The organism is Streptomyces sp. NPDC042002 (genome assembly GCF_055588305.1).
On record NZ_JBVJCT010000005.1, the window covers coordinates 46,995 to 71,178 of the forward strand.

General features: G+C 72.9%; 16 protein-coding genes and 2 pseudogenes. 11 read left to right on the forward strand and 7 right to left on the reverse strand.

The genetic code is table 11. The annotated features are described in order from the left end of the window. Positions 1-23: 23 nt before the first annotated feature. The 8 genes from ACZ6KY_RS10155 (at position 24) to ACZ6KY_RS10190 (ending at position 9,625) form a co-directional block, all read left to right on the forward strand. Positions 24-1,223: a glycosyltransferase gene (locus tag ACZ6KY_RS10155; protein ID WP_469309872.1), complete on the forward strand. Its 1,200-nt coding sequence runs from the start codon at positions 24-26 to the stop codon at positions 1,221-1,223. Then, entirely contained in the window at positions 1,220-2,656 is a 1,437-nt protein-coding gene (locus tag ACZ6KY_RS10160) for an exopolysaccharide biosynthesis polyprenyl glycosylphosphotransferase (RefSeq protein WP_469309873.1), read from the forward strand. Before ACZ6KY_RS10155 ends, ACZ6KY_RS10160 begins: the two co-directional genes overlap by 4 nt. 91 nt (positions 2,657-2,747) lie before the next feature. Beyond that, entirely contained in the window at positions 2,748-4,073 is a 1,326-nt protein-coding gene (locus ACZ6KY_RS10165; protein WP_469310124.1) for an O-antigen ligase family protein, read from the forward strand. A 104-nt stretch (positions 4,074-4,177) separates the two neighbouring features. Further along, positions 4,178-5,968 (forward strand): murein biosynthesis integral membrane protein MurJ, encoded by a 1,791-nt coding sequence (gene murJ, locus ACZ6KY_RS10170; protein WP_469309874.1) that lies wholly within the window; start codon positions 4,178-4,180, stop codon positions 5,966-5,968. Beyond that, positions 5,952-6,716: a polysaccharide deacetylase family protein gene (locus tag ACZ6KY_RS10175; protein WP_469309875.1), complete on the forward strand. Its 765-nt coding sequence runs from the start codon at positions 5,952-5,954 to the stop codon at positions 6,714-6,716. The genes murJ and ACZ6KY_RS10175 overlap by 17 nt, the downstream gene beginning before the upstream one ends. Then, on the forward strand, positions 6,713-7,825 hold the full coding sequence (locus ACZ6KY_RS10180; protein ID WP_469309876.1) for a glycosyltransferase: 1,113 nt from the start codon (positions 6,713-6,715) through the stop codon (positions 7,823-7,825). The genes ACZ6KY_RS10175 and ACZ6KY_RS10180 overlap by 4 nt, the downstream gene beginning before the upstream one ends. 16 nt (positions 7,826-7,841) lie before the next feature. Continuing rightward, complete coding sequence (locus ACZ6KY_RS10185; RefSeq protein WP_469309877.1) at positions 7,842-8,498, forward strand: YveK family protein; 657 nt, start codon at positions 7,842-7,844, stop codon at positions 8,496-8,498. Further along, positions 8,495-9,625, forward strand: coding sequence for a GNAT family N-acetyltransferase (locus ACZ6KY_RS10190; RefSeq protein ID WP_469309878.1), 1,131 nt, complete (start codon positions 8,495-8,497; stop codon positions 9,623-9,625). The genes ACZ6KY_RS10185 and ACZ6KY_RS10190 overlap by 4 nt, the downstream gene beginning before the upstream one ends. Before the next feature lie 445 nt (positions 9,626-10,070). Here the strand turns inward: ACZ6KY_RS10190 and ACZ6KY_RS10195 are convergent. Beyond that, a pseudogene (locus tag ACZ6KY_RS10195) lies at positions 10,071-11,441 on the reverse strand (glycoside hydrolase family 26 protein); the annotation flags it as partial. A gap of 297 nt (positions 11,442-11,738) precedes the next feature. On the opposite strand from ACZ6KY_RS10195, the gene ACZ6KY_RS10200 reads away from it, so the two are divergent. Continuing rightward, positions 11,739-13,235, forward strand: a complete 1,497-nt coding sequence (locus ACZ6KY_RS10200) for a carboxylate--amine ligase (protein ID WP_469309879.1) — start codon at positions 11,739-11,741, stop codon at positions 13,233-13,235. A 64-nt stretch (positions 13,236-13,299) separates the two neighbouring features. Next, a pseudogene (locus ACZ6KY_RS10205) lies at positions 13,300-14,570 on the forward strand (NAD(P)-binding domain-containing protein). A 108-nt stretch (positions 14,571-14,678) separates the two neighbouring features. Here the strand turns inward: ACZ6KY_RS10205 and ACZ6KY_RS10210 are convergent. From ACZ6KY_RS10210 to ACZ6KY_RS10235, 6 genes are all read right to left on the reverse strand, one after another. Next, positions 14,679-15,668 (reverse strand): chaplin, encoded by a 990-nt coding sequence (locus tag ACZ6KY_RS10210; RefSeq protein ID WP_469309880.1) that lies wholly within the window; start codon positions 15,666-15,668, stop codon positions 14,679-14,681. A 106-nt stretch (positions 15,669-15,774) separates the two neighbouring features. Next, the gene (locus ACZ6KY_RS10215; RefSeq protein WP_469310125.1) at positions 15,775-15,966 is read right to left on the reverse strand and encodes a chaplin; all 192 of its coding nucleotides are present in this window, start codon (positions 15,964-15,966) and stop codon (positions 15,775-15,777) included. Between the two features lie 467 nt (positions 15,967-16,433). After that, a complete protein-coding gene (locus ACZ6KY_RS10220; RefSeq protein ID WP_469309881.1) occupies positions 16,434-18,353 on the reverse strand; it encodes an AMP-dependent synthetase/ligase in 1,920 nt (639 codons plus the stop codon). A 137-nt stretch (positions 18,354-18,490) separates the two neighbouring features. Next, positions 18,491-20,113 carry a vWA domain-containing protein gene (locus ACZ6KY_RS10225; RefSeq protein ID WP_469309882.1) on the reverse strand — a complete coding sequence of 541 codons (1,623 nt, stop codon included), beginning with the start codon at positions 20,111-20,113 and terminating at the stop codon, positions 18,491-18,493. A gap of 159 nt (positions 20,114-20,272) precedes the next feature. Beyond that, positions 20,273-21,136 carry an ABC transporter permease gene (locus ACZ6KY_RS10230; protein WP_469309883.1) on the reverse strand — a complete coding sequence of 288 codons (864 nt, stop codon included), beginning with the start codon at positions 21,134-21,136 and terminating at the stop codon, positions 20,273-20,275. Next, positions 21,133-23,817, reverse strand: a complete 2,685-nt coding sequence (locus ACZ6KY_RS10235) for an alpha/beta fold hydrolase (protein WP_469309884.1) — start codon at positions 23,815-23,817, stop codon at positions 21,133-21,135. Before ACZ6KY_RS10235 ends, ACZ6KY_RS10230 begins: the two co-directional genes overlap by 4 nt. Positions 23,818-23,933: 116 nt before the next feature. Here ACZ6KY_RS10235 and ACZ6KY_RS10240 point away from each other — a divergent pair, with 116 nt between their 5' ends. After that, entirely contained in the window at positions 23,934-24,128 is a 195-nt protein-coding gene (locus tag ACZ6KY_RS10240; RefSeq protein ID WP_469309885.1) for a hypothetical protein, read from the forward strand. Positions 24,129-24,184: the final 56 nt, after the last annotated feature.

The following is a 24,184-nucleotide window of genomic DNA, read 5'->3' on the forward strand; positions in this document are numbered from 1 at the left end:
CGCCCGTAAGCAAGGAACCGCGCATGCACCTGCCAACAGACCCTCCGCCGCGGGTCCTTCATGTCACGCAGCCGATCGACGGCGGCGTCGCCCGCGTCGTCAGCGACCTCGTCAGGGCACAGCTCGCCGCCGGAACGCCGGTGACCGTCGCCTGCCCGGACGGCAACGGCTTCGCCCGGGAGGTACGGGCGCTCGGCGCGGACGTACGGCCCTGGCACGCGACGCGTGCACCAGGGCCCCAACTGGCCCAGGAGGTAAGGCGGCTCGGCCGTGTCCTGGCGCGGGTGCGGCCCGATGTGGTGCACGCGCACAGCGCCAAGGCGGGGCTCGCGGCCCGGCTCGCGCTGCGCGGACGGGTACCGACGGTGTTCCAGCCGCACGCCTGGTCGTTCGAGGCCGTCGACGGCGCCGCGGCGGCGCTCGCGCTGCGATGGGAGCGGTGGGGGGCGCGTTGGGCGTCCCGGGTGGTGTGCGTGAGCGAGGCCGAGCGCGCGACCGGCGTACGCGCCGGAGTGCGCGCCCCTTGGCGGGTGATCCCCAACGGTGTCGACCCGGAGCGTTTCCACCCCGCGTCCGTGGACACCGTACGAGCCGGGATTCCCCTGCTCTCCGGGGTCGATCCGGCGGCTCCGCTGGTGGTGTGCGTGGGACGGCTGTGCCGGCAGAAGGGGCAGGACGTCCTGCTGGAGGCGTGGCCCTCGGTGCTGCGCCGGATGCCCTCGGCCCGGCTCGTGCTCGTCGGGGACGGGCCGGACGCCGCGCGGCTGCGCGCCGGGGCACCGCGTGACGTGCTCTTCGCCGGGGCCACCGCCGACGCGGTGCCCTGGTACCAGGCCGCCGATCTGGTGGTGCTGCCTTCCCGTTGGGAGGGCATGGCGCTGGCGCCGCTGGAGGCCATGGCCTGCGGACGTCCGGTCGTGATGACGGACGTGGACGGCGCCCGCGAGAGCCTGCCCCCGGGGCATGACACCCGCTGTCTGGTGCCCTCGCCTGAGCCGGGACCGCTGGCGGAGGCGATCGGCGCGCTGCTGTCCGATCCGCTGCTGCGCGAATCGCTCGGCCACCAGGGACGCCGCCACGTACTGACCACGCACGACGTGCGCCTCACGGCCGACGCGGTCGCGGGGGTGTACCGCGAACTGCTGGCCGGCCGACAGCCGCAGCACGCCGGGAGCGTCATGTGCGCGGACCACACCGAGTGCAGGGAGTCCATCCACTCGTGACTGCGGAAAGCACCGTTCCCTCCCCCGGCGGACAGCCCCGGGAGTACGGATTCTCACCGGTCTCGGTCATGCCTTCGCGCGAGACCGACGGCGGATTCAGGTTCCCGGCCGGGCCACGGACCGCGCCCCGGCGTGCCTCCTGGCTGCCGCTGGCCGCCATGGACGCCGTCGCGGCGCTGGCGGCCGGGCAGACGCTCACGGAGATCCGGCTCCACCCACTGTTCGTCGTCGCGCTGCTGTTCGGCGTGGTCGCCCTGAACGCGCGGGCGTCACTGTACCGGCCGGCGCCGCTGCCCGCCCTGCTCGACGAACTGCCCGCCGTCTGCGCGCGGATCGCGGTCACCTGGTGCACGCTGGCCGCCCTGCTCGCCGCGTTCGCCCCGGACGGCGCGCTGTCGGCACAGACGCTGGCCCTGGGGTGCGCCGTACAGTCGGCGATCAGCTGCGCGGGCCGCGGCACGGTGCACTGGCGGCGTCGCCGGGCCCTCGCGCGGCGCCCCGGCGCGGCCCTGGTGATCGGCCCCGCCGGAACGGCGCAGCGGGTGTCCGCGGCCTTCCTGCGCCATCCGAACTGCGGGGTACGGCCGGTCGGTGTGGTCTCCGGCCAGCCGGCCGGCCCCGACGGACTCCCGGTCCTCACCACCGGCGAGGAAGTGCAGCGGGCCCTCATCCAGAACGGTGTGCGGGCCGTGCTCGTGGTGGAGCCGCCGAGCGAACACGGGCCGATGCTGCGGGCGTTGGCCCTCGCGGGCTGCGAGCTGTGGGAGGTCGACCCGGACTCCCCGTCGTACGACCGGGAGAGCCGCCACACCCTGGCCGGCTTCGCCTGCCGCCGCCTGTCGATCGGCCGGCGGCGCACCAGTTTCGGCAAGCGGCTCCTCGATGTCACGGTCTCCGGCACGCTGTTGCTGCTGTTCAGTCCGCTGCTGCTGATGTTCGCGGTCGTCCTGCGGCTGACCGACGGGCCCGGTGTGGTGTTCCGGCAGGAGCGCATCGGCAAGGACGGGCGGCCGTTCACGCTGCTGAAGTTCCGCACCCACCGCCCGGTCGACGCGCACGAGGCCGCGACCCGCTGGAGTGTGGCCAACGAGCAGGAGATGAGCGGCTTCTGCCACTTCCTGCGACGCACCTCGCTCGATGAGCTGCTCCAGCTCCTGAACGTCCTGTGGGGCGACATGAGCCTGGTCGGACCGCGCCCCGAACGGCCGTACTTCGTGGCCAAGTTCAGCCAGACCTACCCCGGTTACGCGGCCCGTCACCGGATGCAGACCGGCATCACCGGGCTCGCCCAGGTGCACGGGCTGCGCGGCGACACCTCGATCGAGGACCGCTGCCGGTTCGACAACGCGTACATCGACAACTGGTCGCTGTGGCAGGACGTCTGCATCCTGCTGCGCACGGCCGCCGCGCTCGTGCGCCCGACGGGGAGCTGAGCCGGTGAGCCACTCCCTGCCCCTCACTCCCCTGGACACGCTGACCGCCGCCCTGCGGCGCGCGCTGCCGGTGCTGCCCGTCATCGCGGTGATGGCGCTGCTCGGGCTGCCGGTCGCGCCGAGCGACGAGGGCGGCGCGAACATCGCGGACGCCATGTCCGGTCTCGTGGTGCTCTGCTGCGCGATCCATCTCGTACGGGCCCGGCGGCGCCCCCTGTCCGTGACCGCCGCCGTGGTCATCGGGCTCCCGGTGATCGGCATCGCGGTCTCGGCGGCCGGGGCGGCGGACCCGGGAGCCGGGATCACCGGCCTCACCCGCTATCTCCAGATCTTCGTACTGGTACCGGCCGCCGTCCTGCTGCTCGTGCGCGACCGGCGCGACCTGCGGCTGCTGGCCTGGTCGTTCGTCGCTCTGGCGCTGTGGCAGGGGGCGGTCGGGGTACGGCAGTACGTCACCGGGACCGGCGCCTCGTACCAGGGCGAGGACGTCCGGGCCGTCGGCACCTTCGGGCCGACCGACGTGATGGGCATGGCGACGGTGGTCGCGTTCGGGCTGGTGTGCGCGGTGGCACTGGCGCTGGGGACGGGTGAGGCGCGGCGGCGCTCCGTCGCGGTGCTGTGCGCGCTGGCCCTGCTGCCGCCGCTCGCGCTGTCGTTCAGCCGGGGCGCGTGGATCGCCACGGCGGTGGCCTGCGGCGCGCAACTGGTGCTGGCGGGGCTGCGGCGCGCGGTGAGGGTGGGCGCCGTGCTGGCCGCCGCCGGGATGATCCTCGTCGGCGGGCTGGGTGTCGGCACCTCGATGCTCCAGGAGCGCATCGCCAGCATCACGCAGGTCACCGACGCGCCGGACCAGTCGGTGACCGACCGGTACACGATGTGGGCGGCGGCCACCGACATGTGGCGCGAACACCCGCTGACGGGCGTCGGGTTGAAGGGCTTCCCCGACAACCGGGACGGTCACGCCTCGCTCGCCCTCTCCTCGGGCAGTGACATCGCGGGCGCGGGCGCCGACTACCACAGGCAGCCGCTGCTCTCGCCGCACAACATGTATCTCCTCGTCCTCAGCGAACAGGGTCTGATCGGGCTGCTCGCCCTCGCGGGAAGCTGGCTCGCGCTCCTGGTGTGCGCGCTGCGCGGGCTGGTCCGCGTACGCCGCACGCCACCGGACGCCACGGGGCCCGGTCCCGCCCCGGGGCGCGCCCCGCCCGGCACGGACTGCGCGCTCGTCGCGTGCGGGCTGATCGTCTGGCAGCTGGTCGACTTCGTGTACGCGGACATCGGCGGCCCCTCCACGGTCCTGACGGCCGTCGTCTTCGGCGTCATCGGCTGGTGGGCGCTGATGGATCCGTCGACACCGTCCGGCACCGACGCGACGACACCGGCCCCTTCGGTACGGGAGGAGGCCGCGGCGCGATGACGGTGACGCCGCCCAGGGCGGGGGAGGGCCCGAACACGGACACGGGCTTCGGGACAGGCACGAGGACAGGCACGAGGACTGGCACGAGGACGGGGGACGCGGGGATGAGCACGGATACAGGGGCGGGCACGGGCACACCGGCGGGAGCGGGGCCGGAGTCAGGGACCGGCGCGCGGACAGGAGCCGTCCCCGGGACGGGGGCTTTCTCGGGGACAGGACCCGGCGTCGAGTCCGTCGTCCCGTTGCCCTGCGCCCGCGCCTCCAGCTCCCCCACGGGCTCCGCCTTAGCCTCCGGCGCCGTACGGCACCCCGGTCCTCCAAAGGAAGCGGGGCAGACCGAGGCGGCCTCCAACCGGTTCCTCGCCAAGGCCGCTCTCGTCACCATCGCCCTCTCCATCGCCGGAGCCCTGCTGGGCCTCGGCCGGGATCAGGCGCTTGCGCATCTGTTCGGGGCCGGGTCGGACACGGACGCGTTCCTCGTCGCGTGGACGCTGCCGGAGTTCGCGGCGACACTGCTGATCGAGGACGGGCTGGCCTTCGTGCTGATCCCGGCGTTCAGCATGGCCGTGGCGCGGCGCGCGCAAGGAGCCGCCGGTGATCCGGTGCGCGCGCTGGTCGCCGCCACCCTGCCCCGGCTGACGCTCGCCTTCGCGGCCGTCGGGGCGCTGTTGATCGCGGGGGCGCCGTACCTGGTCGAGGCTCTGGCGCCGGGTCTGCCCGATCCCCGGCTCGCGGTGGACTGCACCCGGCTGACCGCGACCTGCGTGTTCTCGTTCGGGCTCGCCGGGTACTGCAGCGCGGCCCTGCGGGCGCACCGGCGCTTCGTGGCACCGGCGGCGATCTACGTGGCGTACAACGCCGGGATCATCGCGGCGATGTTCGTCCTCGGCACCCGCTGGGGCGTGCGGTCCGCGGCCCTCGGTGTCGCGGTCGGCGGCGCGCTCATGGTGGTGGCACAGGGGCCGTCGCTCTGGCGGCAGCTGCGGCGCGGGGAGTCGGCGGCCGAGGCTCCGGGCGGTGAGCCGGCCCGCCCGATGGATCTGACCCTCATCGGCACGGTCCTGCTCTTCGCGCTGTGCCGGCAGTCCCAGGTCCTCGTCGAACGCTTCCTGGCCTCCTCGCTGCCCGCCGGGGCCATCTCGCATCTGAACTACGCCCAGAAGGTGGCGCAGATGCCGATGGTGCTCTCGCTGATGCTGTGCACGGTCACCTTCCCCGTGGTCGCGCAGGCCATCGCCGAGGGTGACACCGAGCGGGCCCGCGACCGGGTGGAGCGGGATCTGGCGCTCGTCTCCTGCACGGTGCTCCTCGGCACGGCGGCGGTCGTCGCGTGTGCCCCGCAGATCATCCAACTGCTGTTCCAGCGGGGCGCGTTCACCGCCCAGGACACGGCGGCGACGGCGGCGGTCATGCGTGTGTACGCCCTCGGGCTGCTGGGCCACACCCTCGTCGGCGCGCTGGTGCGCTCGTACTTCTCCTCGGGGCGGCCCACCTGGTACCCGCTGTTCGCGATGACCGCCGGGATCGTCGCGACCTGCTGGGTCGGTGTGGTGGCCGTCGGCCCCTGGGGGGTGTGCGGGATCGCCGCCGCCAACGCGACCGGCATCACCCTCAGCGCCCTGCTCCTGCTGTACGGCATGGGGCCGCGCAGTGTGCCGATCCGCACCCGGAAGGTGGTGGCCGAGATCGGCAAACCGCTGCGGGCCGCGGTGGCCGCCGCGGTGGCCGGTGGTCTGTGCGCGAGCCGCGTGGACTCCCCGCTGCTCGGACTCGTCGTCGGCGGCACGGTCGTGACCGTCGTCTTCGCCCTGCTGGCCTGGGCCCTCCGGGTCCAGGGGTTCGCTCCCGCACTCCGTTCCGTCAAACGAAGGGTTCCGCATGCCCGTTTCCGCTGACAGCAGCAGACGTACCGGCACGAGCTCCCTGGACGCCCCGCCCTGGGTGGCGATGTACCACTCCGTCGGGGACTGTTCCGACGACCCGTACCGCATCACGGTCTCCCCGGACCGCCTCGACCAGCAGCTCGGCTGGCTGCGCCGGCGCGGTCTGCGCGGGGTGCGCATGACGGACCTGCTCGCGGCCCGCGCCCGCGGCCAGGGGCAGGACCTGGTCGGCCTCACCTTCGACGACGGGTACGCCGACTTCATCGAGACCGCGCTTCCCCTCCTGCGGCGCCACGGCTTCGGCGCCACCCTCTTCGTCCTGCCCGGCCGGATCGGCGGCGACAACGCCTGGGATCCGCTGGGCCCCCGCAAGCCGCTGCTGGGCAAGCAGGGCATCCGGCTCGCCGCCGCCTCCGAGGGCATGGAGGTCGGCTCGCACGGACTCACCCATGTCGATCTGACGAAGGCCGACGACGCCGTGCTGCACGCCGAGGTCACGGAAAGCAGAGCGGTGCTCTCGGAGTTGATCGGTGCTCACGTCGGCGGCTTCTGCTACCCGTACGGGACCATCGACCGCCGGGTCGTCGACGCCGTCCGCGAGGCCGGGTACAGCTACGGCTGCGCGATCGACCCCGGCCCGCTGACCGGCCCGTACGCCCTCCCCCGCGTGCACATCGGCGAGAACGACACCCCCGTACGCCTGTTCCTGAAGCACAAGCTGCACCGGCTGCGCCGCCGCCCGGTCGAGGCGGGCCGATGAAGGCGCTGCACATCATCACCGGGCTCGGCGTCGGCGGCGCCGAGCAGCAACTGCGGCTGCTGCTGCGGCACCTGCCCGTCGAATGCGATGTCGTGACGCTCACCAACCCGGGCGCGGTCGCCGACGGGCTCGCCGACGACGGTGTGCGCGTCATCCATCTCGGCATGAGCGGCAACCGCGACCTCGGCGCGCTCCCCCGCCTGGTGAAGGTGATCCGCTCCGGCCGCTACGACCTCGTGCACACCCACCTCTACCGGGCCTGCGTGTACGGAAGGCTCGCCGCCCGGCTGGCCGGGGTGAAGGCCGTCGTGGCCACCGAGCACTCGCTCGGCGACTCGCAGATGGAGGGCCGCCGGCTCAGCCCGGGCGTGCGCGCCCTGTATCTGGCCAGTGAGCGGCTCGGCCGCGCCACCGTCGCCGTCTCGCCCACGGTCGCCGAACGGCTGCGCCGCTGGGGCGTGCCCGGACCGCGCATCGAGATCGTGCCGAACGGTGTCGACATCGCCCGCTTCCGCTTCGACCCGGTGCTGCGCGAACGCACCCGCCGCCGGCTCGGGCTGCCGGAGGACGCGTACGTCGTCGGCGGCGTCGGCCGGCTCACGGCGGGCAAGCGGTTCGACGTCCTGATCCGCGCGCTGGCCGAACTGCCTGTCGACTGCTGGCTGTTGCTGGTCGGCGGCGGCACGGAGGAGAGCGTGCTGCGGGGCGCGGCCTACGACGCCGGGGTCGCGGACCGGGTTCTGTTCACCGGCGAGCGGCCCGCCGACGGCTTTCCCGGCGCCGATCTGCCGTCGCTGATAGGGGCCATGGACGTCCTCGCCTCGCCGAGCCCCGAGGAGGCGTTCGGGCTGGCGGTCGTGGAGGCGCTCGCGGCCGGACTGCCGGTGCTGTACGTCTCCTGCCCGGCCGTCGAGGACCTGCCGCCCGAGGCGGCCCGCGGTGCCACCCGGGTCGAGGGCGGCGCGGACTCCTTAGCCCGCGCCCTGACCGGCGTCCGCGCGGAGGGTCCCGCCCCCCGCTCGGCCGCGGAGGCGGCCCACCACTACTGCATCACCCGCAGCGCCGCACAGCTCATGGACGTGTACGCGGCCGCTGTCTCGCGCACCTGACTGGAGTGAGTTCCACATGTCCGAAAACCTCACCAGGGGCCACCGCTCCTCGGGTTCGGCCCTTTCCCGGGCGAGGACCATGCCGCCGTGGTCGCTGCTCGCGGCCGGCGCCGTGCTCGGCGGCGTGCTCGGCGGCGCGTACGGCGTGGTGAAGACCCCGGTCTACACGGCCACGAGTTACGTCATCGCCGTACCGACGGACAAGGGTGATCCGTCGGCCGCGCTCGGCTTCGCCCAGGCGTACGGCCGGGTCGCCACGCAGCTCGCGGTGCTCGGGGACGCGCAGGTCTGGGCCGGTGTGCCGGTGAAGACCCTGGAGGCGAACGTGCGGACGGCGACCTCCCCGGACGCGCCGATGGTCGCCGTCTCGGCCACCTCCGCACGGCCCGACCGGGCCGCCGACATGGCCAACGCCGTCACCCGCTCCCTGACGCAGCACGCCAACGCGAGCCAGAAGAGCACCCACGTCGAACTCGTCTCGTTCTCCCGGGCGATGAGGCCGACCTCGGCGTCCTCGGCGTCCCCGACGGTGACCGGCCTGGTCGGCGCGAGCGCGGGCGGGCTGCTCGGCGGGCTCGTGCTGCTGGTCCGGCCCCGGCGGTCCACCGACACCGCCCGTCCTGCCTCGGTACCGAACCCGGCCACCGCCGCCGATGTGCACGGCCAGCTGTGAGCGGGACGCTCCAGGCCGGTGTACGGAGCACCGCGCGAGCCGAACTCGTCACCGAAGAGCGGGAGTTCGCCGAACTGTCGGCGGCCTGGGGGCGCCTGTACCACCGCTGCGGCGCCGCCACCGCGTTCCAGAGCCACGCCTGGCTGCACTCCTGGTGGCTGTCGTACGGAACGCCGGGGCGACTGCGTCTGGTGGTCGTGCGCGAGGGCGATGAACTGCTCGCGGTCGCGCCCCTGATGCGGGCCCGGCGTCCACACCCGACGCTCGTGCCGCTCGGCGGGGCCATCTCCGACTACGCGGACGTGCTCCTCGACGACGAGCACACCGACCGGGCGGCGGCCACGCTCACCGAGGGACTGTCGGCCGCGGCCCGCACCGCGCTGATCGACTTCCGCGAGGTCCGCCCCGGCAGCGCGGTGGAGCGGATCTACGAGCGCTGGGACGGACCGCGCCGCCGGCTGCGGGACTCCCTGTGCCTGGAGCTGCCCGCCACCTCGATGGACGAGCTGGTGGAACGCCTCCCCTCGGCCAAGGCCCAGCAGCGCGTCCGGGCCAAGCTGCGCAAACACACCGCGCTCGGGATCGAACAGCGGGTGGTGGCGCACGACGAGGTGGACGCGGCCCTCGGCCGGCTCCTCGAACTGCACCGGTTGCAGTGGGAGGGCCGCAAGGTGACGTCCGAGCACCTCCATGAACGGTTCTCGGAGCATCTGGTCCGCTCGGTGGGCCCGATGGTGCGGTCCGGGGACGCGGTGGTCACCGAGTTCCGGCTCGACGACACCGTGATGGCCGTGGACCTCACCCTGCTGTCGCGGAGCCTGGCGGGCGGCTATCTGTACGGCGTGCATCCCCGACTGCGGGAGCGCAAGGCGGACGTGGCGGTGATACTGCTCGACGCGTGCTCCCGGCACACCGAGGGGGGCGTCCGCGGGACGCTGAGTCTGCTGCGCGGCGACGAGCCCTACAAGCACCACTGGCGCCCGGATCCCGTCGTCAACCAGCGACTGCTTCTGGCCCGTCGGCGTACGGCGCCGCTGATGTCAGCGGTCGTCTGCGACGTCGCCGCGCGCCGACAGGGCAAGGAGTTGCTGCGGAGCTGGAAGGAGCGCGGTGGCGGCAGGCCCTGAACGACCCGCCGCCACCCGGGTGTCACCAGTCGCCCGACCACCAGTCGCGCGACCACCAGTCGAGACGCACGCACACCTTCCCGCCGATCCAGTGCTCCACCCAGTCACCGAGCTCCAGTGACGAACAGGTGGCCGGGGACACGGACGTGTCCGGGTCAGGATCAGGGTCCGGTGTCACGTTCGGGATCGGCTCCCGTGCCGGGGGCGGCGTCGGAACCGGCTTGGGCGTCGGGGTCGGCTCGGGCACCGGGATCGGCGTGGAGACCGGCTCGGGAGTCGGCTTGGGCTTCGGGGTCGGCGTCGGAACCGGCTTGGGCGTCGGGGTCTTGGCCGGAGTCGGGGTCGGGGTGGGCTTGGGCATAGGGGTCGGGGTCGAAGCCGGCTCGGGCGTCGAGGCGGGCTTCGGCGTCGGCTTGGGCGTCGAGGCCGGCTTGGGCGTCGAAGCCGGCTCGGACGTCGGCGTCGACTCGGGTGTCGGTGTCGAAACCGGGTGGGATGTCGACGTCGCGTCCGGTGCCGGATCAGCGGTCGCCGGATCCGTCGCAGTCGGATCAGTCGTCGCCGGGTCGGTCGTCGCCGGGTCGGTGAAGTGGGACAGCGCGGCACGGTAGGCCTGGGCCGCCAGCGGATTGTCCTCGCACTGCCACACGCCGTGCGGGCAGTAGTCGGTGAGCGTGTTGTACAGCGGCTTGTGCTCGTCGATCCACGCGAGCATGTCCTTCATGTACGCCGCGTTGTCGCCGTTGCGGAAAAGGCCCCACTCGGGATAGGAGATGGACTTGCCGTGGGCCTTCGCGAAGTCCACCTGCTCCTGAAGCCCGTACGGCTCCTTCACCTGTTCGTCGAACGAGAGCCCCGACGGCTGGTCGTACGAATCCATGCCGATGACGTCGACCGTGTCGTCCCCCGGATAGCACTGGGTCCAGGGAATGCCGTCCAGGCCGCGGCTCGGAGCGAAATCGAACCGGAACCTCTGTCCCGGCACCGACCGCATGGCGGTGACGATTCTGTTCCAGTACCTCTTCCAGGCCTCCGGGTCGGGACCGCAGCGATGGGTGTACGTGATGCCGTTCATTTCCCAGCCGAGCACGATGACGGTGTCCGGCACCTTCAGCTCGACGAGCCGCTCGGCGAGCGCGCGGAAATGGTGGTCGAAGGCCCCGGTCCCGGCCTCGCGCAGCAGCAGTCGGACCCGGCCGTCGGAGAGCCCGTCCTCGTTGCGTTCCATCATCGGCACATTGAGGACGAGCATCCGGTCGTCCCGTCGGCGGCGCCAGTCCGCCCAGGCGTCCAGGAACCTGGGCGCGCCCTCGATGTCGCTCCAGCGGTCGCCGGGCAGATACGTGTGCCCGACCCGCAGGTCGGTGCCGCCCAGCCACTGGCTGAGCTGCTCGATACGGGCGATACCCCCGGCGCCGGAGTCGAGGTAGGCACCGAAGGCGGGCGGCTCGGCGGGGACCTGCCTGACGGGTGGCGCGGGCTTCGCGCCGGTCGCGCCGGGCCGCGCGGGTACGGCGGGCCGCACGGGCACGGCGGCGGTCGCGGTCGACCCGGTGGACGCCGAAGCCGAAGCCGGTGTCGACGCCGACGCCGACGCCGACAGCGGGGTCAGGCTCGGGCTCGGAACGCCGTCGGCGGTCGAGGAGTTCGCGGGCGGTGCCGCCGCCGTGGGCGTCGGAGCCGGCGGGTCACCGACCCGCACCGCCCCGGCGCCCACGGCGTATGCCGGACCGGACGCAAGGGCGACCGACGTGACGATGCCGGCCGCGATGAACGCCAGCCTTCCGCTCCGGGGCCGCTGCTGCTGTGGGGCCATGCCTGCTCCTCTCTCCCTCTTGATCCTCGGATTTTCATTTCCGATTACTGACACTCAGTCATATGAATACCCATTCAGCCAATCGGGGTTCCGGCCTCCACTCCTGATGATCACTCGCACGGGTGACCCGCCCGGTCGCCGCGCCCGTCCCGATTCCTCCCGACCGCGTTCCCGACGCCGATGCCGATCCCGATCCCGACGTCGATCCCCTTTCAGATCCGGATCCTGATCTCCGTTCAGATCCCGTCGCCGATCCCGTTCCCGTCGCCGACCGTCGCCGACCCGAAGGAAAATCCCGTGCCGAATCTCGACAACCGGGTCCCCGCCGTACTGCTGCGCATCGACCGGAATCCCTTTCACCACGGAACGCTGGGAGCCGTACGCTCACTCGGCCGAGCCGGTGTGGAGGTGCACCTCGTCGCCGATACCGCGGGAAGTCCCGTCCGCAGATCACGTTTTGTGTGCGAGACGCACCCTCCTCCCCCACCCGGTTCGTCCGTCGCGGACATCGCCGCGGTATTGCGCCGAGTGGCCGCCCGGGTTTCCCGGCCCGCCGTACTGGTCCCGATGGATGACGCGAGCGCCCTCGCGGTGAGCCGCCTGGGCGAGGAACTCGCCGCCGGGTACCTGCTGCCGCAGCAGTCCGGCACCCTCGCCGAACACGTGGCCGACAAGGCCGAACTGGCCACCGTATGCGAGAGCATGGGTGTGCCGCACCCGGTGACCCTGATGCCGCAGAGCCCGGCACAGGCCGCCGCGGCGGCCTGGCAACTGGGGCTTCCGCTGGTGGCCAAGTGGAGCCGTCCCTGGCTGGTCCCGGCCGGAAGGGGACTGCGCAGCACGGTGGTGGTCCGCTCGGCGCAGGAGGCAGAGGCCCTGTATCTGCGCACGGCGGAGGCGGGCAGCCAGCTGCTGCTCCAGGCCTTCCTGCCGCCGGGGCCCGACCGCGACTGGTTCTTCCACGGATACGTCGACCGGTCCGGCGCGACCCACGGCGGTGGCGCGGGCCGCAAACACCGCGCCCGGCCGCGCGGCGCGGGCCTCACGGCGGTCGGCCGCTGGACGCCCAACCCGCAGCTCCAGACCCTCGTCGAACGGCTCGTCGAGGCGCTCGGCTACCGCGGCATCTTCGACCTCGACTTCCGCCGGGACGCCACGACGGGCCGCTACCACCTGCTCGACTTCAACCCCCGCCCCGGCGCCCAGTTCCGGCTCTTCGAGGACGGGGCGGGCCTGGACGTCGTACGCGCTCTGCACCTGGATCTGACCCACCGTCCGCTGCCGGCGCCGGCACCCCTGCCGGACCGGGCGTTCGTGGTCGAGAACTACGCGCCGCTCGAAGCCCTGCGCCGCCGGCCCGGGGGCCGCGAACTGGCCTGGCACGCGCTGGACGACCGCGCCCCCGGTCGGGCGCTGTGGGGCCTGTGGGCATGCCATCTCTCTCTGTGTCTGGCGCGGCGCGTCGGCCGCCTGCTGCGCGGACCGGTCGTCGCGACGGAGACGGCCGGGTCTGCGGCCGGGTCGGCGGAGGCTTTCGGGACGACGGCAGGGCCGCGGGAGGAGGCCGGGACCACGACGGGGACCACGACCGGGACAGCGGTCGGAACTCCCGAGACGGCGGCGGCCAGGGGGACCGCGGGCGAGGCAGCGGCGGCCGGGAGGACCGCGGGCGAGTCGGCGGCGGCCGTGGTGGAGAGACCCGTCGCCGCGAGCGCGGACTCGTCGTCCTCCGACCGCGCGGCGGGCCGGTTCCGCGTGCCGACCCCCGCTCCGACCGGATGTCCGCCCACCTGACCGCCCGGCCGGCGGGTTCCCCGGCCCCCTCCCTTGCCGACGACGAGAAAGCGAGCAGCCGCTGATGTACGACCTCTTGGTGGTGGGTGCCGGTCCGTACGGCCTGTCCATCGCGTCCCACGCCGCGGCGGCCGGGCTGAGCCTGCGCGTCCTCGGCCGCCCGATGGCGTCCTGGCGTGACCGCATGCCGCCCGGCATGTTCCTGAAGTCGGAGCCGTGAGCGTCCAGCCTCTCCGACCCCGAAGGCCGCTGGCGCCTGGAGACGTACTGCGCGGGCCGGGGTGTCGCGGCCCGGCACGGCGAGCCGATCCCGGTCGAGCTGTTCGCCTCCTACGGCCTGTGGTTCGCCCGCAACGCCGTGCCCGGCGTCGACGAACGCATGGTCGTGCGGGTACGGGCGTGCCCCGGGGCTTCGAGGTTCTGGTCGACGACGGCGAGGTACTGCGCGCCCGCACGGTCGCCCTCGCCGTCGGCGTGATGCCCTTCGTCGAGATGCCGGCCGCGCTGAACGGCCTCGGGCCCGAGCAGGTGTCGCACAGCGGCGACCACGGCGAGTTCTCCCGCTTCCGGGGCCATGACGTCACGGTGATCGGCGGTGGCCAGGCCGCCCTGGAGACGGCGGCCCTCCTCGCCGGACAGGGCACCCGGGCACGAGTCCTGGCCCGCGCCGACCGGCTGTACCGGAACGACGCGCCGCCCGCCTGGGAGCGGCCGTGGTGGCGTTCGGCCCGCGCCCCGCACAGCGGTCTGGGCTGCGGCTGGCGCAACTGGTTCTACGCCGAGCGCCCGGGCCTCTTCCGCCGGTTCCCCGAACCCACCCGGACGCGGATCGCGGCCACCGCGCTGGGCCCGGCGGGTGCCTGGTGGGTACGCGACCGCGTCGGACCGGTGGTCGAGCTGACGCTGGGGCACGAGGTCACGTCGGCCTGCACCTCGGGCATCGGCGTGCGGCTCGAAACGGTGGACCGGGACGGCACACCGGCCTGTCTGGAGACCGGCCACGTCATCGCGGCCACGGGGTTCAGGGCGCGGCGCGAGCGGCTCGGCCTGCTCGCCGACGAGGTGCGCGCGCGTCTGACGGCGCTGCCCGACGGTTCCCCGGAGATCGGCCGGGACTTCGAGTCGTCGGTTCCGGGTCTCTTCATGGCGGGCCTGATCACCGCCTCCGGCTTCGGCCCGGCCATGCGTTTCGTGCACGGCGCCGGCTTCACGGCGGACACGCTCGTGCGCGGCGTAAGGCGACGGCTGCGCACGGGGCCGGGCGGCGGACGGATTCCGGCGCCCGGCGAAGGCCGTCGGCAGGGATCGGGCCTGGGTCTCGGCGCCGGCCGTTGAATTCCGGTGGCGCACCGGGCGCGCCGCTGACTCCGGCGGGGCACCGGGCGGGCTCGGACCGCTCCGGGTGCCGGGCGCGGGGACGCGACCGGCACCCGGAGCGGAGCGTCACGGACGGGACGCGGCCCGGCTACGCCGATACAGCACGGTGCCGCCCGCCAGCAGGGCGGCACTGGCCGCCGTGGTGGCGAGGAGTCCCTCACTGCCCGTCTCCGCCAGCGCCGGACGCGGGGTGTGCACGACAGGCGTGTACGGGGTCCGGGTCGGCGGGTGCTCGTGGACCGTCCGCGGGGGGTTGTGCGGGGTGGTCGACGGCGGGGTGCAGTGGTGCGGGGTCGTCGCGTGACCGTCCGGCGCGTGGTGATGGCCGCATTCGTTGCCGGAGGCGGGGTTCAGCAGAGCGATCACGTCCGCGGTGTTCCCGCAGAGCTCGACCGGGACGTCCACCGGAACCGCGGCCTGGTCGCCCGACAGGACACCGGGCGAGCCCTGCGTCCCGCCGTACGACGAGGAGCCGCTCCAACCGCCTTGGTGGGCACCCGAGTCGCCGTACCCCGGACCTCCGTGACCGGAGTCCCCGTATCCGGAATCCCCGTATCCGGAGTGGCCGTGTCCCGAGTCGCCGTAGCCGCCGTACTCGCCGCCATGACCTCCGTAGCCGCCCTGGCCGTTGTGCTCGCCGCCGTAACCGCCGCCGAAGTGGCCGTCGTAGCCGCCGTGTTCACCGCTGTAGCCGCCGTAGCCGCCGCCCGAGTGGTCGGCGCCGCTGCGGCCGGGGGCGTGGCCCGAGCCGTGTACGGAACTGGCGTCGTACTGTGCGGGGTGGTGCGGCGCCACGTGCCGGCCGTGCGAACCCGAGCCGTTGGCACAGGAGTTGCCGAACGCCGGGTTGAGGGCGGCGACGACGTCGACCGTGTTGCCGCAGAGGTTCACCGGCACGTTCACCGGCACCTGGATGTTGTTTCCGGACGCCACGCCGGGCGAGTCCGAAGCGGTCGCGGTCGTGGTCGAGTCCGCGAAGGCCGGACTGGCGTACAGGGACATGATGCCCGTCGCAGCCGCGGCCAGGACCACTCCCCTACTCAGGTTCTGTCGCACTCTTGTTGTCTTCCTGCTGGTAGAAGTGAGGAAGCCGGCCTTGGGACCGAGAGGCGGTCCAAGGCCGGCCCGTGGCACAGCCGGAGGCGGCTGAAGTGCCGAAACGTCAGTGGTTGGCGCAGAAGTTGCCGATCGCCGGGTTCAGCAGGGCGATCGCGTTGATCGAGTTGCCGCACACGTTGACGGGAATGTGGATCGGGACCTGGATCACGTTGCCGGAGAGGACGCCGGGAGAGTGGACGGCGGCGCCCTCGGCACCCGCGTCCGCGAAGGCCGGGGCAGCCATGCCCAGAGCCATGATCGCGCCGGCGACGACAGCAGCGCTCTTCTTGTGCTTCACGTGCTTTCCCTTCTCTGGGTCATGCCCCTTTGTCGGTCGAGACCGAGCGAGCGGAACTTGATTGGCTCGCACCATGACCTGCAGGCTGTCAACGAGGGATGGACGGCCGAAGAAACTACGGAACGTACGCCAATTGGGAATTCACTCGAATCGCCCTGCCCGGAATCGGCACGGAAGCTTCACAACAGGCGCAACGCTCCTTCCGCAGAAGAAGCATTTCGCCCGGGGCGGTAATGTCAAGTCGACAGAAATGGAATTCATTCATACGACGAGAACACGCGTCGGAGCCCGGCCACCCACCTGAACGCGTGCGGACCGGGCCCGGAGCTGAGGGTCAGCTGTGGATCGCGCCGTTGCCCGACAGGACCGGGATGTTGTCCGCGATGTGCGGTGCGGGGCCACCCGGCGGCCGGTGCGGGGTTTCCTCAACTCCCGTACAGCGCCTCGATCTCGGCCGCGTACACCGCCGTCACCGCGTGCCGCCGGACCTTCAGGGACGGGGTGAGCAAGCCGTTGTCCTCGGTGAACTCGCCTTCCACCAAGGCGAACGCGCGAATGGACTCGGCCCGGGAGACCGCTTCGTTGGCGTGGTCCACGGCCTTCTGTACCTCCGCGCGCATCCGGGGGTCGCGGACGACGTCCGACGGCGGAGTGTCCGCGGGGAGTCCGCGGACGGCGAGCCAGTGGGCGACCGCCTCGGCGTCGAGGGTGACCAGGGCCGCGACGAACGGGCGGTTGTCGCCGACGACGAGGCACTGCGCGACGGGCGCGCGGCTGCGCAGCCGGTCCTCCAGGACGGCGGGCGAGACGTTCTTGCCGCCCGTGGTGATGAGGATGTCCTTCTTGCGGCCGGTGATCGTGAGATAGCCGTCCCGGTCCAGCGCGCCGAGATCGCCGGTGGTGAACCAGTCCTCGGTCAGCACGGCGTCGGTCGCCGCCGGGTTGTTCCAGTAGGCGCCGAAGACGACACCCCCCTTGATCAGTACCTCTCCGTCGTCGGCGATCCGGACGGCGGTGCCCGGGACCGGCAGGCCGACCGTTCCGGGGCGGGGTCCGAGCGGCGGGACGACGGTGGCGGCGGCGGTCGTCTCGGTCAGGCCGTAACCCTCGTAGACGATGATTCCGGCGGCGTAGAAGAAGAGGTTGAGGTCGCGGTCGAGCGGGGAGCCACCGCTGATGGCGTAGTGGGCACGGCCGCCGAGTTCCTTGCGGATACGGCGGTAGACCAGCAGGTCGTACAGCGCCCAGGCCGCGTACAGGCCGGGTCCGGGGCCCTTGCCGGTGCCGAGGAACTTGTTCAGATACGCCTCTCCGAAGCGCACGCCGACGCGCTCGGCGCGGTCGAAGGAGGCGGCACGGCCGATCTTCTCGGCGGTCGCGCGCCCGGTGGCGTGGATCTTCTCGAAGAGATAGGGCACGCCGACCAGGAAGGTGGGCCGGAACTCCCGCAGCGCGGGCCTGAGTTCGTCCGGCTTGATGCTCGGGCAGTGGCCCAGCTCGATGCGGGCCATCAGACAGGCGATCTGGAGGGTGCGGCCCATGATGTGGGCGAGCGGGAGGAAGAGGATCGTCGAGGCGGTCCGGCCGGTGACCTGCTGGAAGACGGGGTGCAGCAGTTCGACCGTGTTGGCGGCCTCGGCGTACAGGTTGGCGTGGGTGAGGACGCAGCCCTTGGGTCTGCCGGTGGTCCCGGAGGTGTAGCAGATCGTCGCGACCGTTGCGGGACCGAGCGCGGCACGGCGCTTGGTGACCTCCTCGTCGGTGATGTCCCGCCCCAGAGCGGCGAGTTCGGCGAGGGCGCCGGCGTCCAGCTGCCAGACGCGCGGGGGTTGGGAGTGGCCGGCGACACCCGTGGCCACGGTCTCCGCGTTCCCGGGGGTCTCGACGATCACGAAGCGGGCGCCCGAGTCCCGGACGATCCACTCCACTTGTTCGGCGGAGGAGGTCGCGTAGACCGGGACGCTCTGGCCGCCGGCCGCCCAGACGGCGAAGTCGAGGACCGTCCACTCGTAGCGCGTACGGGACATCACCGCGACCCGGCCGCCCGGTTCGAGGCCCGCCGCGATCAACCCCTTTGCCGTGTCGGTGACTTCGCGGGCGAAGGCGGCCGCCGTCACCGGGTCCCAGCCGCCGTTCCGCGGCCGGCGCAGCACGACGGCGTCGGGTGCCTCGGCCGCGTTGGTGAACGGCAGGTCGGCCGTGCTGCCGGTGGCGGGTGCGGGTGCCAGGGTGGCGGTGCGTGCCTCGCGGACCGTACCGCTCTCGTCCCTGACCAGCTCCACCCGACTGCGGCTCGCCAGGTCCGCGTACCGCTTCGCCCGTTTCAGATCCTTGCGTACGCCCATCACGGCTCCCGGTCGCAGGGTCCTTACCGACGAGTCAACTTACCCGTGCGTAACAGAAACTCAATGGGTCACGCACGATCCGTCCCCGGCCGCCGGTCCGCGCCGGACCGGTGGCCGAAGGACGGCAGGCGGGCCGGCTACGACCCGCAGTCCCCGGGGCAGATGTTCAGTCGGTCGGCCTGGCCGATCGCGGTGGCGAGGGACGCGACGTCCTTGTCCTCCGTTTCCTTCGCCAGACCGCGGGCCCGAGAGGCGAGTTCACCGAGCGGGAGGACACCGGGCAGCGAGCTCCGGCGGGCATCGCCCGAGCGCAGGGCGTCGGCGAAGTAGGCGGCCACGGCGGTGATCTGGAAGGAAGGGGGCGAGGTCCAGACACCGGACCACAGGGAGCCGGTCTCCAGACTGCCGGACTCCTCGTGCGGGGCGCGGGAGTCGGGGTCGAGCCAGCGGACGCTCGCGGTGGCCAGATGACCGGAGGCGCCGGGGCGGGTGCGGACGGCGTAGAGCGCGGTGACCGTGTGCCCGGGGCCCACCTCGCCGCCGTCCACCCGGTCGTCGCGGAAGTCCTGGTCGGCGACCTTGCGGTCGTCGTAGCCGATCAGCCGGAACTGTTCGACCGTCGCGGGGTCGAAGGCGACCTGCGCCTTGGCGTCGCGTGCCGTGAGGTCGATGTTCCGCGGAAGCTGGTCGCAGAAGACGGTGAGGGCGTCGTCGCGGCTGGAGACGTACGTCGTGTGGCCGTCGCCCTTGTCGGCGAGGCGCTCCATGAGGGCGTCGCCGTATTCGCTGCCGACACCGACGCCGAAGAGGGTGATGCCGTGCTCGCGACGGGCGGAGGAGATCTGTCCGAGGATGCTGTCCGCGTCCGTGTCACCGGTGTTGGCGAGTCCGTCGGAGATCAGGACGACCCGGTTGGTGGCCCCCTTGCGCAGGCCCTCGACGGCGGTCGCGTACCCGGTCCTCACCCCCGCGCCGAGGTTGGTCGAGTCGGTCGGCTCCAGGCTGTCGATCGCCTGGTGGACGCGGTCGCGGTGGTCGCCGAGCCGGGTCATCGGCAGCACGGTCTCGGCCTCGTCGCTGAAGGTGACCAGGGCGACCGAGTCGTCGTCGCGCAGCCGGTCCGTCATCACGTCGAGGGATTTCTGGGCCAGGTCGAGGCGGCCCGGCTCGGACATGGAACCCGAGATGTCGATGACGAAGGTGAGGGCGGCGGGCGGGCGTTCGTTCTCGTTGTCGGCGGTTCGGGTGGCGAGGCCGACCCGGACGAGGGACCAGCGTCCGTCGTCGGTGCGGGCGCCGTCGACGGTGACCGAGAAGCCGTTGCCGTCGGGGCGTTCGTAGTTCTGGCGGAAGCTGTTGACGAACTCCTCGGGGCGGATCGTGGCGGGGTCGGGGACACCGCCGCTCGCGAGGGTGCGGCGGGCGTAGCCGTACGACGCGGTGTCGACGTCGAGGGCGAAGGTGGAGAGGTAGTCGGGCGACGGCTCGACATCGGGGGCGTCCGACTGCTCGCCCCGCTGGTCGCCCTTGGCCGTGCCCCCCGTCGGCTGGACGGGGGCGGGCAGCGGGAGGTTGCGGCCCCCGGACTTGTCCGCGCCGTCCGAGGAGTTGCTGCCGCCGCCGCCCGCGCCGCATCCGGTGAGCAGCACCGCGCCCGCCACCGTCAGGGCGAGCAGCGAGCCACCGAGCCTTCGACGGGTCGCCGTCCGCCCGCCGTCGCGTGGGCGGCCCGTGCCCGCCGCCGTCCGTATGTGGTTCATCCCCATCTTTGCCCCCTCGGCGTACGGCCCTTGTGCGGGCCGACATGTCTGACTGTGACGGCCGAGGAGGCCGGGACGAGCGCTCGGATGGGTTGCGGAAGGATTGCGAAGCGGCCACGGCGGAGGCCCGTCGAGACCGGTGGGTGACCCTCCGGAGACCTACGACACGATGTCCTTTCGCCCGAAACCGCGGAAGGCCAGGGCGAACAGGACGAGGGCGTACGTCACCGAGATCGCCGCGCCCTGGATCATCCCTCCCCACTCCAGTGTCGGCTGGACGGCGTCGGCCCAGGCGAACTGCCAGTGGGCGGGCAGGAAGTCGCGCCAGTGACCGAGGGCGGTGACCGCGTCCAGGACGTTGCCGACGATGGTCAGTCCGACCGCTCCGCCGACCGCTCCGAGCGGGGCGTCCGTCTTGGTCGACAGCCAGAAAGCGAGCCCGGCGGTGACCAGTTGGGACACGAAGATGTACGCGATCACCACGAGCAGCCGCTGGGTGGCGGTGCCCGCGGAGAGCGCGCCGCCGGTGGGGATCTCCAGCGGGCCCCAGCCGTAGGCGGCGGTACCCACGGCCAGTGCGACGACCGGCAGCAGGACCATCGCCGCGAGACTGAGACCGAGCGCGACCGTGAGCTTGGACCACAGCAGCCGGGCTCTGGGGACGGGGGCCGCCAGCAGATAGCGCAGGGAGGACCAGCTCGCCTCGGAGGCGATGGTGTCGCCGCAGAACAGCGCGACCGGGATCACCAGGAGGAAGCCCGCCGACACGAACAGGTTCACCGCGGCGAAGTTGGCGCCCGACGCGGTGGCCGTGTCCAGCAGGGTGATCCGGCCGTTGCGCTCGCCGGGCCGGCCGCCGATCGTGAACGCGACGAGCAGGACGAAGGGCAGGGCCGCGAGGACCGCCCCCATCACCAGGGTGCGGCGGCGCTTGAGCTGGCGGACGAGTTCGACGCGCAGCGGCAGAGTGCGGCGTGCCCGGTACCCGTCCGCCGTCTCGGTCCGCTCCAGGAGCGTGCTCATGCGGAACCTCCGATCAGGGTGAGGAACGCGTCTTCCAGGCGGCGGTGGGGTCCCACCGACGCGACCGGTACTTCGAGGCGGACGAGCTCCACGACCAGGCGTTGCGCGCTGCCGCCCTCATCGAGGCGGACCAGCAGTCCGTCCTCGGTCGCGACGGCCGAGACCACGCCCGGCAGTGCGCCCACCTTCTCGACGACCGGCTCGTCGACGGGTGACCCGGTGCCGACGAGCAGGGTGTCGCCGGAGCCGATGATCTCGGACACCGGGCCCGCCTGGACGAGCCGGCCGCGGTCCATGACGACGAGGTGGGTGCAGGTCTGCTCGACCTCGGCGAGGAGATGGCTGGAGACGATGACCGTGCGGCCCGCGGCTGCGTACCGGATCATCACCTCGCGCATCTCGCGGATCTGCGGCGGGTCGAGGCCGTTGGTCGGTTCGTCCAGGATCAGCAGGTCCGGGAGGCCGAGCATGGCCTGGGCGATGGCCAGACGCTGGCGCATGCCCTGGGAGTAGGTGCGCACCGCGCGGGCCAGGGCGTCGCCGAGTCCGGCGATCTCCAGTGCCTCTTCCAGGTGGGCGTCCTCGGGGGGACGTCCGGTGGCCAGCCAGTACAGCTCCAGGTTCTCGCGGCCGGAGAGGTGCGGGAGGAAGCCCGCGCCCTCGACGAACGCGCCGACCCGGGAGAGGACCGGCGCGCCGGGGCGGATCGCGTGCCCGAAGACGTGGATCTCGCCCTCGTCGGGCTTGATGAGGCCCATGAGCATGCGCAGGGTGGTCGTCTTGCCCGCGCCGTTCGGCCCGAGCAGGCCGAGGACCTGGCCCTTCTCCACGCGGAAGGACAGCTCCCGTACCGCGTACCGGTCGGCCGACTTGGCGTAGCGCTTGCTCAGGCCGGTGATCTGGAGCGGGACGTCGGCCAGCTCGGGATCGGGTGCCGGGGCCGTGGTGCGGCGGCGGCCGGTCAGCAGCAGCGCGAGGGCGGCGAGCGCGCCGGCGAGCGGCAGCCACCACACCCAGGCGGGCAGCGCCGCGGCGGCGGTCTTCACTCCGGGGGCCGTCGGCACCTGGAGGGCGCTCTTCAGGGACACGGTGTACGTCGCCGGGGTCGCCGGGGAGGCGTAACCGAGGTCCGTCGAGGCGAGGACCAGGCGCAGCCGGTGGCCCTTCTGGACCGCGTGGTCGACGGCGGGAAGGGTGAGGCGCACGTCCTTGCCGCTCTTCGCGCCCTCGACGCGGACCGGGGTGACGAGCTGGGAGGGCAGTACCTGCTGGGTGCCGCCGGGGCCGACGTCGTACACCTTCCCGAAGAGGACGGCGTCGTCGGTGCTGGACCGGACGTGCACGGTGACGGTCGGCGAGCCGGTGATCCGCAGGTCGTCCCGGAAGGGCGCGGACTCGAAGCGGGCGTACTGGCCGGGGAAGTCGAGGGAGATCCCGACGCCGAGGGTGGAGAGCTGGGCGAGGCCGCCCGAGCCGCCGAGTCCCGGCAGGGCCGAGATGGCGGGCGGACTGGCGCCGGCCGGGTTCTGGAAGCTCTGCTCGCGGCCGGTCAGCGCGACGGTGTGCCGGCCGCTGTCCAGTCCGGGGTAGCTGTCCGCGCTCGCGCCGCGCAGCAGGGCGGCGCCGTCGGTGGAGTCGATGCCTCCGGTGCGGGTGACGCGGAAGGCCGGGCCGGTGTCGGCGCCCTTGTCGTCCTTCAGATAGCGGTCGAACCAGGAGTCGACGCGGGAGGTGACGCGGTCCGTCTCCATGTCGCCGCCGTCGTGCCCGCCCGAGATCCAGTCGACGTCGACGGGCGCGCCGTTGGCCTTGATCGCCTTGGCCATCGCGTCGGCCTGGCCGAGCGGGAAGAGCGAGTCGGACTGGCCCTGCACGATGAGGGTGGGCACCTTGACGCGGTCGCCGACGGCGGAGGGGCTGCGCTCCTGGAGCAGCTTCGCCGCCGCCGCGTCCGGCTTCCCGGACTCCGCGACCCGGTTGTACATCGCGCACAGCTCGGGCTCGAACCGGGCGCAGCCGCCGCCGGAGTTGATGAAGATGCCGGTCCAGAGCTTCTTGAACACGCCGTTCGGGAACAGGGCGTCCGCGAGGTTCCAGTACGTGATCGACGGGGCGATGGCGTCGACGCGCCGGTCGTTCGCCGCGGCCAGCAGGGAGATCGCCCCGCCGTACGAGGCGCCCGCCACGCCCACGCGCGGGTCGCCGCTCCCGTCGAGCCGGACCTCGGGGCGCCGGGCGAGCCAGTCGATGAGCCGGGAGACGTCGGCGACCTCGCCCTTGTGATCGTTCAGCCCGATCTTTCCGGTGGACCTGCCGAAGCCGCGCGCCGACCAGGTCAGCACCGCGTATCCGTCGCGGGCGAGTTTCTCCGCCTCGTCGCGTACGTCCGCCTTGCTGCCGCCGAAGCCGTGCGCGAGGAGGACGGCGGGGCGGCGCCGCGAGGACGGGCCCGCGGTGAAGTACGAGGTGTCGAGCCGCACTCCGCCGTCCATGGCCATGACGCGGTCGGCGCGGTGCACGGCGGGCGCGTCGTCGGAGGCGACGGCCGTCCAGGTGCCCGCGCCGGCGAGCAGCACGACGGCCGCGGCGGCGGCCGCCCATCTCCCGCGGGCTCGCGCCGTCGTGCGAGCGGGGAGTTGCCCCCGGCGAGGCCCGCGCGGCCGGGGCAGTCGAAGATCCATGCCTCAACGGTACGGGCGCCCACCGACAACCGGGGCAGCCGCCGGGGTGAACCCGCACCCCTCCCACGGGAGTACGGCACGGGTCCGGTGTACCGCGTCCGTGGTACGAGCCCCCCATGGAGACGCGCCGCGCCGCCAGTGTCGGGGAACTGACCGCCGCCGAGTACCTCTTCGACCGTCCCGTGCGTCCCGAGTGGGCCCTGCGGTCCCTGGGAGTGGACACCGGGAACGACGTCGCCCTCGCCACGTACCGCAGCGCGGGTGGCGAGGACGACGGGACGTGCGCGGTGGAGACGGGGGAGTTCGGCTGAGGCCTCCACGAGGGGCGGGGCCGGGCGGGAGGGATCCGCCGGTCGGACCACTCCGG

What these genes read in the sequence shown, in the direction of transcription:
- ACZ6KY_RS10155 (WP_469309872.1), top strand. Translation starts at nt 24, where the DNA reads ATGCACCTGCCAACAGACCCTCCGCCGCGGGTCCTTCATGTCACGCAG.
- ACZ6KY_RS10165 (WP_469310124.1), top strand. Translation starts at nt 2,748, where the DNA reads ATGGCGCTGCTCGGGCTGCCGGTCGCGCCGAGCGACGAGGGCGGCGCG.
- murJ (WP_469309874.1), top strand. Translation starts at nt 4,178, where the DNA reads ATGAGCACGGATACAGGGGCGGGCACGGGCACACCGGCGGGAGCGGGG.
- ACZ6KY_RS10175 (WP_469309875.1), top strand. Translation starts at nt 5,952, where the DNA reads ATGCCCGTTTCCGCTGACAGCAGCAGACGTACCGGCACGAGCTCCCTG.
- ACZ6KY_RS10180 (WP_469309876.1), top strand. Translation starts at nt 6,713, where the DNA reads ATGAAGGCGCTGCACATCATCACCGGGCTCGGCGTCGGCGGCGCCGAG.
- ACZ6KY_RS10185 (WP_469309877.1), top strand. Translation starts at nt 7,842, where the DNA reads ATGTCCGAAAACCTCACCAGGGGCCACCGCTCCTCGGGTTCGGCCCTT.
- ACZ6KY_RS10215 (WP_469310125.1), bottom strand. Translation starts at nt 15,966, where the DNA reads ATGGCTCTGGGCATGGCTGCCCCGGCCTTCGCGGACGCGGGTGCCGAG.
- ACZ6KY_RS10220 (WP_469309881.1), bottom strand. Translation starts at nt 18,353, where the DNA reads ATGGGCGTACGCAAGGATCTGAAACGGGCGAAGCGGTACGCGGACCTG.
- ACZ6KY_RS10225 (WP_469309882.1), bottom strand. Translation starts at nt 20,113, where the DNA reads ATGAACCACATACGGACGGCGGCGGGCACGGGCCGCCCACGCGACGGC.
- ACZ6KY_RS10230 (WP_469309883.1), bottom strand. Translation starts at nt 21,136, where the DNA reads ATGAGCACGCTCCTGGAGCGGACCGAGACGGCGGACGGGTACCGGGCA.
- ACZ6KY_RS10235 (WP_469309884.1), bottom strand. Translation starts at nt 23,817, where the DNA reads ATGGATCTTCGACTGCCCCGGCCGCGCGGGCCTCGCCGGGGGCAACTC.
- ACZ6KY_RS10240 (WP_469309885.1), top strand. Translation starts at nt 23,934, where the DNA reads ATGGAGACGCGCCGCGCCGCCAGTGTCGGGGAACTGACCGCCGCCGAG.